This is a genomic window from Gardnerella sp. DNF00354 (genome assembly GCF_049262755.1).
Lineage (GTDB): Bacteria > Actinomycetota > Actinomycetes > Actinomycetales > Bifidobacteriaceae > Bifidobacterium > Bifidobacterium vaginale.
Map to the genome: position 1 here is coordinate 1,175,943 of NZ_CP058402.1, position 13,826 is coordinate 1,189,768.

Consider the following 13,826-nt stretch of genomic DNA (forward strand, 5'->3'; position numbering starts at 1 on the left):
GTTTCCAGTGAAGTTGCTAAATTAGCACTTCGAGTTTTGTGATGAATCAATTTTATTTTGATACATCAAGTTTTTATTTTGCTTAATTTCTATCTTAAGCGCGAGCTTCTTCGATAGAAGCCTTAGCAGCTTCTACTACATGCTCAGCAGTAATGCCCAAATCGATCATGTTCTGACCGCCGTCACCCTGCAAGCCGTACTGTTCGATAGAAACAGCCTTGCCGCAATCGCCAAGATACTTATACCAAGGCAATGCCAAGCCAGCTTCGATGGAAACGCGAGCCTTGACGGACTTTGGCAAGATTGCTTCCTTGTACTCTTCGTCTTGCTCTTCGAACCACTCGAGAGATGGCATAGAAAGAACGCGAGCCTTAATGCCTTCTGCTGCCAAAGTCTTAGCGCCAGCAACAGCCCACTGAACTTCAGAGCCAGTAGCCATGATGATTACGTCTGGAGTGCCTTCGCAGTCAACCAACACATAACCGCCGTGCTTTACGCCTTCGCGAGCCTTCTCAGCAGTTTCTGCGAGGGTCGGCACGCCCTGACGGGTCAAAATCATAGCGGTTGGGTAGTTGTTCTTCTTCTCGAAGAAGTAGCGGTAAGCTTCAGCAGTCTCATACTCATCTGCAGGGCGTACAACCTCAAGTTGAGGAATAGCGCGGAATGCAGCCAAGTGTTCGATTGGCTGGTGAGTTGGACCATCTTCGCCCAAGGCTACGGAGTCGTGAGTCCAAACGTAGAGGTTTGGAATCTCCATCAAAGCAGCCAAGCGAACTGCTGGGCGCTCGTAGTCAGAGAACTGGAAGAATGTGCCGTTGAATGGGCGAGTGTCAGAACCAAGCAAAATACCGTTGGTAATAGCACCCATTGCGAACTCGCGCACACCGAAGTGAAGCTGGCGGCCGTACTCGGAAACATTTGGCCAAGTACGAGTTGCATCCTCGGATGGACCGAAGGAGTCAGCGCCCTTAATGTTGGTGTTGTTGGAGCCGCCCAAATCAGCGGAGCCGCCCCAAAGTTCTGGCATAACAGCAGCAATTGCGTTAAGAACTGCGCCAGAAGCCTTACGGGTAGCCACCTTGGAACCGACTTCGAAACCAGCAACCAAGTCGTCGATAGCCTTGTCGAAGCCTTCAGGAAGCTTGCCAGCCTTAAGGCGCTCGTATAGAGCAGCCTTATCTGGGTTTTGAGCAGCCCACTTTGCAAGAGCTTCATCCCAAGCCTTGTGAGCAGCCAAACCGCGTTCAGCAACCTTACGAGCATGAGCCAAAGCTTCTTCGTCGATTGGGAACGAAACTTCTGGGTCGAAACCGCAAAGTTCCTTCAAGCCCTTAACAGCTTCTTCACCAAGCTTAGAGCCGTGAGAAGCTTCATTGTTGGTCTTGCCTGGGGTTGGCCAAGCAATCAAAGTATTAACCTTAATGAAGTGAGGCTTATCGGTAACTTCCTGAGCCTTTTCAATAGCTGCAGCCAAAGCCTGAACGTCTTCCTTGTAGGAGCCGTCTGGCTGAATGAAGCTAACTTCGTCGGTGTACCAACCGTATGCACGGTAACGAGCAAGAATATCCTCGGAGAAGGTGAGCTTAGTGTCGCCTTCGATCTGAATGTGGTTTGCATCGAAGATTACAGTCAAATTACCAAGTTTTTGGTTTCCAGCCAAGGAAGCAGCCTCGGAAGAAACGCCTTCCTCAACGTCGCCTTCGCCGCAGATAACCCAAACCTTGTGATCGAATGGGGAAGTGCCAGCTGGAGCTTCTGGATCAAGAAGACCACGCTCAAAACGCTGACCATAAGCGAAACCAACAGCAGAAGCAAGACCCTGTCCAAGAGGACCAGTGGTCATTTCAATGCCTGGAGTTAAGCCATATTCTGGGTGACCTGGAGTACGCGTGTCTGCGCCGCCACGGAAATACTTGAGATCATCAAGAGTCAAGCCGTATCCAGAGAAGAACAGCTGCACATATTGCGTAAGCGAAGCGTGGCCGCCAGAAAGAATAAAACGATCGCGACCGGCCCACTTTGGGTCAGCTGGATCGTGCTTAATGAAGTGCTGGTACAAGGTGTACGCAATCGGTGCCAATGAAACAGGGGAGCCAGGATGTCCGTGTCCTGCTCGCTCAACAGCATCAGCCGAGAGAACCTTCGCCATCTTTACGGCGCGCTCGTCTAATGCAGACCAGTTGAATTCGGTCATGTGATCTACTTTCCTTCCAATAATTCGGGTTTTTTGCGCACAGCTTACGCTGGCCATCACCCTCACATTGCCATTTAATCCTATCTTTTATATCAGACGAATTTCTAACAAAGTGTGTCAAAACTTAACAAAAGTTTATATTTATAGTTAGTTGTTAAGATAACAAAAAATAGTTAATCACATATTATTCTGGAATATATAATAGTTGACAGTAAAAGTTACATTACCTAAATAAAAGGAGGATCAATGCAATCACGTCGCATGATGATACTCCGTGCGGTTGTTGAAGATTATATTCGTTCACACGAGCCAGTTGGATCAGCGTCTTTGGCTAAAAATCACAAATTAGGTGTTAGCTCTGCAACAATTCGCAACGATATGTCAATACTAGAAGAAGAAGGTTATTTAATTCAGCCACATACATCTGCTGGTCGAATTCCTACGGAAAAAGGATACAGATATTTCGTTGATGGATTGGCGGCGCTAATACCACTTTCTAATGCACAAAGAAGAGGAATACGCAGTTTTTTAAGTGGATCTGTAAGTTTGCAAGACACACTTCAACGTTCAGCTCGTCTTCTTGCAAGTATCACTGGGCAGGTTGCTCTTGTTGCGTCACCTGCATTATCTAGATCAAAAGTAAAAAGAATTGAGATTGTTCAAGTATCGTCATCAACTCTTCTTGTTGTAGTAATTACAGACGCTGGAGGGGTAGCGCAACATATGATTCAGGCTTCTAATGTGAATTCAGATGATTTGTTGCATTTAACAAATATGATTAATGAAGATTGCATTGGATTGTCACTTTTGAATGCATCTAAAAAAGTGTGTGCATTGTCGGAACGTAAAGATTTAGTTTCTTCGTTACAAATAATTAAACAATTGTCTAATGCTATTGAAGATATGTACGATGGCGATCGAGCACACGAATTATACATGGCTGGAACCTCCCAGCTTGCTCATAGACAGAATATTGGTGATTTTGCTGCTCTTTTTGATGCTTTAGAAGAGCAAGCTGTTATTATGCGTTTGATGACTTCGCTAAGTGAGGAGGCAAGTGATTGTGCAAGTGGAGTCAGTGTTGCAATAGGTTCGGAAACTCACACGCCTGGTCTTTTGAATGCTTCTGTTGTGACGAGTGCTTACGGATATAATTCCGATCCTGATTCCGCATTCATTGGTTCAATCGGACCTACTCATATGGATTATGCTGCAACAATGACTGCGGTTAAAGCAGTGGCTAAGTATCTTAATGCGTTTATATCCGAAAATTCATAAAAATATAACTGGCTGTGCCTTATGCAAGAATTATTTTATTAAGGTAAAAGGGGAGTTAAGTGACTGACTATTACAAGATTTTAGGTGTTGATTCTAACGCTAGCGATGATGAGATTCGAAAAGCATATAGAAAATTAAGTCGAAAGTACCATCCAGATATCGCAGGTCCTGAGTTTGAAGACAAATTCAAGGAAGTTAATGCTGCATACGACGTTTTGTCTAATCCAGAAAAACGCAAAATGGTAGATATGGGTGTTGACCCAAACAATCTATCGGCATCGGGTGCTGGAGCTGGCGCTGGCGGATATGCCAATATGAATATGGATATGGGAGATATTTTAAATCAGTTCTTCTCTGGATCCTTTGGAACAAGTACGGGTTCTCCTATTCCGCGCGTGAATCGTGGTGAAGATTCACTCACAGAAGTTAAAGTTGATCTTAAAACAGTAGTATTTGGTGGAAATGCTAAGGTTCATGTAGTGACTTTTGGCTTGTGTCAAGATTGTGCTGGAAAAGGCTCTGCAGATAAATCAGACCCTATAACTTGCCCGCAATGCAAGGGCGCTGGTTTTGTACAAAGGGTTACTCGAACAATGTTTGGTCAAATGATGTCATCTGAGCCATGTAGAGAATGCGAAGGTCACGGAACAATCATTAAGAATGTTTGCCCAAATTGTCATGGACATGGTCGAATTCGTACATCAAGAGAAATTGGGATTACTATTCCTGCTGGTATAAAAGATAATTCTCGATTGCGACTTGCTTCGCAAGGAGCAGTAGGGGAATGTGGCGGTCCTGCTGGCGACTTGTATGTTGATGTACATATTCGAGAAGATAAACAGTTTACTAGGAATCTAAACGATTTACATTGTTGGATTGACATTCCAATGACTTGGGCTGTTTTGGGACATAAAGTTGATATAGATACTTTTGACGGCAAAAAGAGCGTGGAAATCCCTTCTGGCTCTCAAAGTGAAAATACTATTTCTGTACCTAATTTGGGTGTAACGGTTCTAGGCTCTAAAGAACGCGGGAATCTTGTTGTTCACATTCTTGTTAATATTCCAACAAAGCTGAGTGATGAAGAGCGTAAACTTATTGAAGAGTTTGAAGAATTGCATGATGGAAAAGATGATGTTATTGTTCAACGCGCTATCCCAGATTCGACTACAAATCACAAAGGATTCTTTAGCAAGTTAAAGGATGCTTTCTGCTAATTCGCTAATTCTTAGTATTTTCATGACTATTCTCGTTACTGTTCGATTGTTGAGAGTATATGATTTTTGAAGATGTTAAGAATAATGAAGATATTTTTCTTAAGGGGGTTTACGTATGGTGCTACCTATTTTATTTGCTGGAACACCAGAGGTTTCTGTTGCGCCATTGCGTGCTTTAGCTCAAGATAAAGAGCATTTTGATGTTCGTGCTGTTCTTACGAGACCTGATGCTCCGACAGGCAGAGGTAGGAAAATTGTTCCTAGCGCTGTTAAAAAAGCTGCGATTGAACTTGGGATTCCTGTTTTAGAGGTTAATCCTAGTGATGAAGAGGAGTGCATAAGAGCTTTAAAGGCAACTGGCGCTAAACTTGCTGCCGTGGTTGCTTATGGAAAGATTCTTAGACAATCTGTTTTGGACGCTCTTCCTCTAGGATGGTACAACTTGCATTTCTCGCTTCTTCCACAGTGGCGAGGGGCAGCTCCTGTTCAGCGTGCGATTTGGGCTGGAGATGATATTACCGGTGCCACTGTTTTTAAGATTACGCGTGGAATGGATGAAGGACCTATTCTTGCACAAATGACTACCGAGATTGGTGCTCATGAAACAGCTGGCGACTTGCTTATGAGACTAAGCAATGATGGTGCAGATCTTCTTTGCTCTGCTCTTGTTGGGATGGAATCTGGTCAAATTATTCCTGTTGAGCAAGATCCTACACCTTGCCAAATCGCGCAAAAAATCACTGTTGAGGATGCTCATATTCGTTTTGATATTCCAGCATTTGCAATCGATAGGCAGATTCGTGCTTGCACGCCAAATCCTGGAGCTTGGTGTAATCTTCACGCTTATTGCGAAGATTCACAAATCATTAGTTTGCATGTTCTTTCTTGTGCATTGGCAAAAGATGAGGATATTTCAATACATAATCTAAGCGAACTTAAGCCTGGGCAGATTTTTGCAGGTAAGCGAAATGTCTGGGTTGGTTCTTCAAGTGGTGTTCTTGAGCTTTTAGAAGTTAAAGCGCAAGGTAAAAAGGCTATGAAGGCTGCAGATTGGGCAAGAGGAGCGCATTTAAGTCAAGAGTCCTATTTGGATTGAAGCGATAAGTGTAATCTTGAAAAACGCAAAGTAAAATTTGTATAAATTCTAGTTAGTTAAGTTTAGTTTAGTAGATCTAAAACTAGGCTTAGGTCACGCGTATCTATGCTTTTTTTAGCTTGGTTTTTTAAAGATTGTTTTGCGCAAAATGCTATTCCTAATTCGGCTGTTTTAATCATATCGATATCGTTAGCACCGTCTCCAATCGCAACGCTTTGACTAATGTCAATATTGTTTTTTCTCGCCCAATTAATCAATGCTTTTGCTTTATATTGGCGATTTACTATAGGCTCAATAACTTTCCCACTTAGCTTAGAATCTACTACTTCTAGATTGTTTGCTACCCAAAAATCTATGTTTAGATTTGGCAGAAAATCATCTAAAACATTATTGAATCCTCCAGAAACTGCTCCTATTTTCCATCCAAAGGAATGTAATGTGTCTATAAGTTTTTTGGCTCCACTGGTTACGTGGATACTTTCAATAGCTTTTTTAAAACAAGTGCATTCGAGTCCTTTTAACATTGAAACCCTTAGTTTTAAAGATGTGTCAAAGTCAATTTCTCCTTTCATTGCTTTAGAAGTTATATATGCTAAATTTGACCCGACTCCAGCAATATCTCCTAGTAAGTCAATCACTTCTTCTTCAATAAGAGTGGCGTCAACATCTAAAACAAGAAGTCCTGGTCTTTTCAATGAAGGAGCATTAATTAATTTTTGGTTTTTTAACTCTAGTATTTTAGTCATGTTATAATCTTTTGGAAGAGATGTTAGGTTATGAATTAATTTTAAGGCTGGTTTAAGAAATTTAAGGATTTGTTTTTCTATGCGTTTTGCATTGTAAAACTTTTCTATAAAACTTATATCAAATGTGAAAGTTTATTGATTTTATTGGAATATTGCGTGTGGAAGTTTGGTTTAATTTAATTAGTTGAGTAGAATAGTTGCAGATTTTATGAGAACAAGATTAAAGAATTTGAAAACAATTGTATTAGACAGAGGGGTGAGAAGAATATGGCAGGTATGAATTTAAGGGATGTAGCTCTTGAAGTTGCTAGAATATTAGAAGATGTTGGTAAACATGCATATCAGGATCAGCTTAATCCTAGAGATATGGCAAGTATGATGGTTCTAGGTGATCCTAATCAATCTGATTCAGCTTTTGGAGATAAGCTAGTACGTTTTATTGAAAATCGTCTTACTTATATAAATACTTTTCAAGGATTCTGGAGAAATAGACCAGATGATTGCAAAACAGGTGATCGTTTTTGGTGTGTAGGCAATATTGACGGTGCTATTAACTTTAACCGCGATATGGCTGAATGGACTTTAACTGTTTCGCTTTTCGAGTTTAATGATCAAGGCTCTGCTAGACCTGTTCTTGGTGTTGTTCATGCCCCAGCTTTAGGGCTTACATATTTGGCTGCTAAGGGTCAGGGTGCTATTCGTATTCGTAAAACTCCTAATGGAGAGAAGCGAGAGAAAATCACGCCTTCTACAACATCAACATTGCATGGCTCTGTTGTTTGCTATGGAATGTCTTATATTCCAGGTGAATCTAAAAGAGCTTTAGACGTTGTTTCTTCGCTTGAGGAAGAATGTCCAGCAGATATTAAGCGTATTGGTCCTGCTTCGCTTGACTTGTGCAAAGTAGCAGATGGTACTTACGACGCATATTTTGAGCCACATCTTCATAGGTGGGATATTCCAGGTGTTTCAGCTGGTGCCGTTGTTGTTAAAGAAGCACAGGGGCATGTTCGACAATGGAATGGTGACTCAATTCATTGGAGACGTGAAAATGACGTTATTGCTTCAAATGGTTTAATAAACAAAGAGCTTCAAAACTATTTGCGATAAATTAGAGTTAAAAATCTTAGCAATTGTTTGCATGATTTTTAATATTAAAGCTTTAATTTTGAGAAAAACATTTATGCAATCGTTATCATTAAATAGACAATATATAAGCGTGTCGCTTTAGCAATATTGTAGAATGAACATGATATCCCATTGTCCGACATTCAGAGGGGAGTGTTAACGATGATTGACACTGCACAAGCATTTGGCGTAGATATTGGTGGCTCTGGTATTAAGGCTGCACCAGTTAATTTGGAAAAAGGCGAGTTTGCAGAACCGCGATATAAGATTCTCACTCCAGCGGTTTCCACACCTCAAGCTGTTGCAGATATTGTTCGTCAGCAACTTGAGCATTTTGATGTTCCTGCAGATGTTCCTGTTGGAATCGCTTTTCCAGCTCCTATTAAGCCTGGAAAGAAGCTTGAGTTTATGGCGAATCTCGATCAATCTTGGATTGGTGTGGATGTTACAGAAGTGTTCAGCGAAGCTTGCGGTCGTCCTGTTACTGTAGTGAATGATGCTGATGCTGCTGGTCTTGCTGAGCAACACTTTGGTGCTGCAAAAGATAAAGATGGCTTGGTTATTGCTACTACGCTAGGCACTGGAATTGGCACAGCATTGATTTATAATGGCACTCTTATTCCTAATACAGAGCTCGGTCATATTCAGCTTGAAAAGGGTAAGGGAGATGCGGAAAAGTATGCTGCTTCTTCTGTTCGCGAAAAGTTAGACATGGGTTATAAAAAGTGGGCTAAGCGTCTTACTAAGTATTATGGTTTGATGGAGAAGTACTTTAACCCAGACCTGTTTGTTGTTGGCGGCGGTGTTAGCCGTGTTAGCGAGAAGTTCTTGCCTCATATCGATATTAAGACACCTATTGTAGTTGCGTCTTTGCATAATGAAGCTGGCATTATCGGTGCGGCATATTATGCAATGCAGCAAAGAAACAATTAAGGATTTTTGATATTTTATTTGCGCTGGATGCTTTTGCGTTCAGCGCATTTTTTGTATTTGCATATTTTTGTATTTTTATATATTTGGTTTATACAATGCGCTAGTGTAGTCGAGTGCGATTTTCTTCTAGAGTTGATGTTAGTGAGCCAAATCCAATTATTCTGGCTCAACGTGTTGCTATATCTAAAGGTATTAAACTTACAAAACTTAACGATTCAAACCCAACAGTACATGGTCTTTCTCCAGAGTGCTTAAATGCAAAATATACTGCGGATCCTAGAGGACCTGTCGAAGTTAGGCGCATTCTTGCTAACTTTATAAATCATAGAGATAATCGCGTAGATCAAAATATTGTAAATAAGAAGGGTAGTTCAGCTAAGGTTCTTAATCCAGATAATCTATACGTATTATCATCAACTTCTCAAGCATACGCATGGTTAATGATGCTAATGTGTGATTGCGGTGATTCTGTTTTAGCTCCGACTCCTGGATATCCTCTTATAGAATCGATTGCAAGACTACAAGGCGTAAAATCTATACCTTATCCGCTTGTTTATGATGGCTCTTGGACTATTGATATTCCTAGGGTTAAAGAACTTTTAGAGAATACTGATAATCGTATTCGTGCACTTGTTTTAATAAATCCAAATAATCCAACAGGATCTTATATAAAGCCTCAAGAAAGAGACGCATTATTGCAACTATGCAATAAAAATAATGTGGCAATTATAGCTGATGAAGTTTTTTATGATTATTGTCTAGAACCTTTTGATGGAAACTGTAGGTTAGCAGGTGAAGAATCTACGCTAGTTTTTGCTTTAGATGGATTCTCAAAGATGCTTGCAGCTCCGCATGCAAAAGTTGGATGGATTGAGGTTTCGGGACCAAGTCAAGACGTACAGGATGCTATGAAACGCCTTGATGTTATTGCTGATGATTTTCTTCCAATTGGTGCAACTGTATCAGAAAGAATTCCGGAATTATTGCAATGTGCTAAAGAGCAAACCGATCTTGTTAAAAACAGAGTTAGGTCTAATCTTAAAACGCTTAGAAAAATGCTTGCAAACTACCCAAATTGTTGCGTTAGTGCATTGCGAGCAGAAGGCGGATGGAATATTCTTATCCGTGTTCCATCGTGTTTAGATGATGATGATTTAGCTCTAAGACTTATGCAAGATTATCATCTTGTATCTCAGCCTGGCTATTACTTCGATATGCCAAATAATGGATATTTGGCATTATCTTTGCTGCCAGAAGAAAAACAATTTGTGTATGGTGTTAAAGCGTTGCTAGATACTGTTCATACAATGCTGGAAGAATTAAATTAATGAAAACAAATTAGATTAATGTGAACCAGCATCTCACAGTATGCCACATTTGAGGATTAAAACGTAGTATTGAGTCTTCTCTGCCTGGTACGAACCAGCTTAGAAAAGCTATTGCTATGGAGAAAAATAGAAGACCAAAAATAACGAATCGCAGTAAATAGCATAATGTTTTAGTTTTCCAAGTGTCACATACTGTAATATCAGCATATTTTTGTAGTAAAGAATTAATACCTATTATTGCGCTTAAAGCGAAAAGCCATGCAAAATCCGCAATATATCGCCATCCTATACCAGCTTTTAAGCTGTCAAAAACAATAACGATTATGCCTGAAATTACAGATATTATAGCTAATCTTGTAGCGATTTTACTCATGTTTCTAGCCATTGTGAAAACGCATATAATTCCTAGTAATGCGAGTGGAGATAATGTAAACATTCCACCAATCATTGGCTCTGCATATTGCCATTTTTCAAAAGCAATAGGTTGAATTGCTATCCAAGGGAAAGTTGATATAAAACGTATTGGCAAAGCTATATAACTTAAAATGGATGGAATGATGTTCTGCGAAGGGAGACGCATTGTAGTCATATCTGTAATCGTAATCTGATATTCATTGCCAAAATTAAAAGGGGACCCAAATCTTAAAGCATTATATAATCCGATTGGTATTGCAACTATTATAAATGGAATAATTATACAAAGAATTAGCTTTAATAAGTTTTTAATACTTTCTATAGATTTTTTGTCACTGATAATAATATTTTTAATATATGAATAAAAATGAGTATAAAATAGCGGAATTGCGAATAGAAAAGCGATTATAAAGGTTGGTCTACAACCAAGATTAAAAGCAATAAACAACGATCCTGCTGCAATATGCTTAAACGATATTATTGATGATGGTTTTAATTGTTCCACTATTTTGTGTGCTTTTATAGTTTCCTCATCTTTAATAGACCCGAGATAAAACCATAATCCTAGTGAAGTGAAGAATAATGATGCAGCCATTGGAACTGAATAAAAGGATGTTCTAAACCACAAGTAAACGGTGTTTGAAGTAATAAAGAATAAGGTTAAACAAATTGATACACAAGCAAGAGTTGCCTGATGATTAACACGTTTAATTAGACGAATAACCAATAGTGAGCCAAAAATTAAAAATCCAATTAAGCATATGAACGTGGCTATTGTTGTAGGGAGCATGGCTCCACCAGGAATCCACAAATTGGATATAATCTTATACGGGATAAAGAATAAAACAACTGGTATTACACCAAAATACGAATACCAATGACCCTTATAATACGCATGATCCCAATAAATATTGTGTACACAATCAGAAAGAAGATTATTTCTTGCAATTGGGTCATACGGATTAGATAATTTTTGCATTTGCGGTGGAACAGGTAAATCAAGATGAGTCTTACCTTTAAGTAGAGCGTCTGCTGTACGTGCGTATTGATCAAAATCGTAAGTGTAGTTTCCAGCAACATCAAAATGCATTGGAATACCGTTAAAAACATTCCAAAATATTGCAAAAATAGCAATCAAAAGGAAAGGTGTCCAAAATAAAGTGAGTAAAAGTCTTTGATTAATACTCTTTGTATTAAGTCTGATTTTCCAAAGCTTAGACCACGGATTCCATAATGCAATAAAAATTGAAATTATTATAAGAAGAAAAACGCGACCCCAATTCCAGCTAAAAGGTGCTCTAACATTTGCTTTAGCATCCTCAACATCTACAACATCTCCTTTAGGATGTTGTATCCATAATCTAAGAGTGCTTTTAACTCCAATTGCTTGATCTGGAACTGGAAGCATAGCAAAACTAATGGCTCTAGGGTTGGTACTCAAAGGCTTTCCAGCAATTTTATTAACATCAATTCGTACATGCACGTCTGTTTTAACAGGACTTTTGCCAATTTTTTTCGGAGCAATTAGTGAAGGCTTAAGCTGAATATATGGTGAAGATCCGTCGGAATTAACTTCTAAATAAGATTCCGAAGGATCGGTAATTAAAAGTCCTCCAGAAGAAAGTCTTTCAATACCTGGACCAGTTGCATTGTGTGCAAACATGCTATCTGTGCTGCCAGTAACACTATTCCAAAATGGAATATTTCCAACAGTGCATTCAAACAATGCTATTAACAGCAAGATTGCTAAAGGCGCGCGAAGAACATGGAAAATGTGTTGTAGCGTAAAATTAGCAAATCTAGCTGTTGTTTTCATAGCAATCCTAAAATCCTATTCTTCCGCAACCAAATCAAGATAGTCATCACTCCACAAATCTTCGTCACCGTCTGGCATAAGAAGAACTCGTTCAGGGTTTAACGCAAGAACTGCTCCTTCATCGTGAGTAACCAATACAATAGCGCCTTCGTATTTTGCAATGGCTTTAAGAATTTCATCTCTAGAAGCTGGATCTAAATTGTTAGTAGGCTCATCGAGCAAAAGCACGTTTGCTTTTGAAGTTACAAGAGTTGCCAACGCTAGACGAGTTTTTTCGCCGCCCGAAAGCACTTTAGCTGGCTTCATTGCGTCATCTCCAGAAAATAGGAAGCTTCCTAGCATAGATCTTGCTTGAGTGTCATTTAAATCTGGAGCAACATGCTGAAGATTTTCTAATACTGTCGCATCTAAATCCAAAGTGTCGTGTTCCTGAGCAAAATAGCCAATCTTGCAGCCATGCCCATAGTTTACGCTGCCAGTATCTGCACTTTCTTCTCCAGCTAGAATACGCAAAGTGGTTGTTTTACCAGCACCGTTATATCCAAGAATAACAACTCTTGAACCTTTATCTATAGCCAAATTTATGCCAGCAAATACAATATTGGATCCATAAGCTTTTGAAATATCTTCAGCCATAATAGGTGTTCGTCCGCAAGGAGCAGGTTCTGGAAAACGAATATCTGCTACTTTCTCGCGACTTTGTGCTTCGCTTGTTTCACTTAACAGACGTTCAGCCCTACGCATCATGTTTTGAGCTGCTACTGCTTTTGTTGCTTTTGCATGTAAACGAATACCTTGTTTCATAAGGCGTTCAGCTTTTTTTTCAGCCACTTCTCGTTCTCTTCGTCTACGCTCTTCGTCTACAACGCGTTGATGTAAGTATGCTTTCCAACCCATTGAATACATGTCTATTTGAGCCAATTGTGCATCTAAATGCCAGACTTTATTTACAACCTCATCTAGCAATTCTGTTGAATGGGATATTACTAAGAATCCACCAGAGAATTTTTTCAAATAGTTTCTCAGCCAAATTATAGAATCTGCATCTAAATGGTTAGTAGGCTCATCTAATATCAGCGTGTCTGCATCGGAGAAAAGTATTCGTGCAAGTTCAATTCGTCTACGTTGGCCGCCAGATAGAGTTCCAAGAGCTTGCTTCATAATTTCTTGTGGAAGCCCAAGGCTGTTTGCCATCGATATTGCTTCCGATTGAACAGCGTATCCACCAGCTTTTTCAAAGTCTTCAATGGCCTTATCGTAGCGATTCATGGCTTTCGTCATAATATCTGGATCTGGATTCGTCATCTCTTTTTCTGCTTTTCGTATACGAGATACGATTGATGAAATGTCGCGAGCGCTCATGATTCGATCTAATGCGCTTTGTTCTGGGTCTGCTGCATGAGTATCTTGTGGTAGATACCCCAATCCACCGCTTACTCGTACGGTTCCGCCAGCAGGGAGCATTTCTCCTGTTATTACTCGTGTAAGAGTTGTTTTTCCAGCTCCATTCCTTCCAACTAAGCCGATTTTGTCGCCTTTTGTTACATGAAAGTCGGTAGGGTTTAATAGCGTACGCGCACCAATTTGTATAGTTAATCCTTGTGCGTCAATAGCCATTTGCACCCACTCCTTAAAATAATGCTTTTAATCTGAATATCTTCAAAATGTGTTAGCCA

The 13,826-nt window shown here is 39.9% G+C and carries 10 protein-coding genes; 6 read left to right on the top strand and 4 right to left on the bottom strand.

Annotated elements, in window-relative coordinates; all coding sequences use genetic code 11:
• Positions 1-94: 94 nt before the first annotated feature.
• A complete protein-coding gene (tkt, locus tag HXT24_RS04710; protein ID WP_004138261.1) occupies positions 95-2,194 on the bottom strand; it encodes a transketolase in 2,100 nt (699 codons plus the stop codon).
• A 261-nt stretch (positions 2,195-2,455) separates the two neighbouring features.
• Between tkt and hrcA the strand changes: the two genes are divergently transcribed.
• From hrcA to fmt, 3 genes are all read left to right on the top strand, one after another.
• The gene (hrcA, locus tag HXT24_RS04715; RefSeq protein WP_020759703.1) at positions 2,456-3,472 is read left to right on the top strand and encodes a heat-inducible transcriptional repressor HrcA; all 1,017 of its coding nucleotides are present in this window, start codon (positions 2,456-2,458) and stop codon (positions 3,470-3,472) included.
• Between the two features lie 59 nt (positions 3,473-3,531).
• Positions 3,532-4,689, top strand: coding sequence for a DnaJ C-terminal domain-containing protein (locus HXT24_RS04720; protein WP_004138365.1), 1,158 nt, complete (start codon positions 3,532-3,534; stop codon positions 4,687-4,689).
• Between the two features lie 115 nt (positions 4,690-4,804).
• A complete protein-coding gene (fmt, locus tag HXT24_RS04725; RefSeq protein WP_004111686.1) occupies positions 4,805-5,785 on the top strand; it encodes a methionyl-tRNA formyltransferase in 981 nt (326 codons plus the stop codon).
• A gap of 62 nt (positions 5,786-5,847) precedes the next feature.
• Here fmt and serB read toward each other — a convergent pair whose 3' ends face one another.
• Complete coding sequence (serB, locus tag HXT24_RS04730) at positions 5,848-6,531, bottom strand: phosphoserine phosphatase SerB (protein WP_422119254.1); 684 nt, start codon at positions 6,529-6,531, stop codon at positions 5,848-5,850.
• A gap of 267 nt (positions 6,532-6,798) precedes the next feature.
• Here serB and HXT24_RS04735 point away from each other — a divergent pair, with 267 nt between their 5' ends.
• From HXT24_RS04735 to HXT24_RS04745, 3 genes are all read left to right on the top strand, one after another.
• Positions 6,799-7,641, top strand: a complete 843-nt coding sequence (locus HXT24_RS04735) for an inositol monophosphatase family protein (RefSeq protein ID WP_004111680.1) — start codon at positions 6,799-6,801, stop codon at positions 7,639-7,641.
• A 180-nt stretch (positions 7,642-7,821) separates the two neighbouring features.
• Positions 7,822-8,592, top strand: coding sequence for a polyphosphate--glucose phosphotransferase (gene ppgK, locus HXT24_RS04740; RefSeq protein WP_004111678.1), 771 nt, complete (start codon positions 7,822-7,824; stop codon positions 8,590-8,592).
• A 113-nt stretch (positions 8,593-8,705) separates the two neighbouring features.
• Complete coding sequence (locus HXT24_RS04745) at positions 8,706-9,920, top strand: pyridoxal phosphate-dependent aminotransferase (protein ID WP_422119255.1); 1,215 nt, start codon at positions 8,706-8,708, stop codon at positions 9,918-9,920.
• Between the two features lie 10 nt (positions 9,921-9,930).
• On the opposite strand, the gene HXT24_RS04750 is transcribed toward HXT24_RS04745, so the two are convergent.
• Both HXT24_RS04750 and HXT24_RS04755 read right to left on the bottom strand, forming a co-directional pair.
• On the bottom strand, positions 9,931-12,150 hold the full coding sequence (locus tag HXT24_RS04750; protein ID WP_422119256.1) for a beta-carotene 15,15'-monooxygenase: 2,220 nt from the start codon (positions 12,148-12,150) through the stop codon (positions 9,931-9,933).
• A gap of 15 nt (positions 12,151-12,165) precedes the next feature.
• On the bottom strand, positions 12,166-13,767 hold the full coding sequence (locus HXT24_RS04755) for an ABC-F family ATP-binding cassette domain-containing protein (RefSeq protein ID WP_004111673.1): 1,602 nt from the start codon (positions 13,765-13,767) through the stop codon (positions 12,166-12,168).
• Positions 13,768-13,826: the final 59 nt, after the last annotated feature.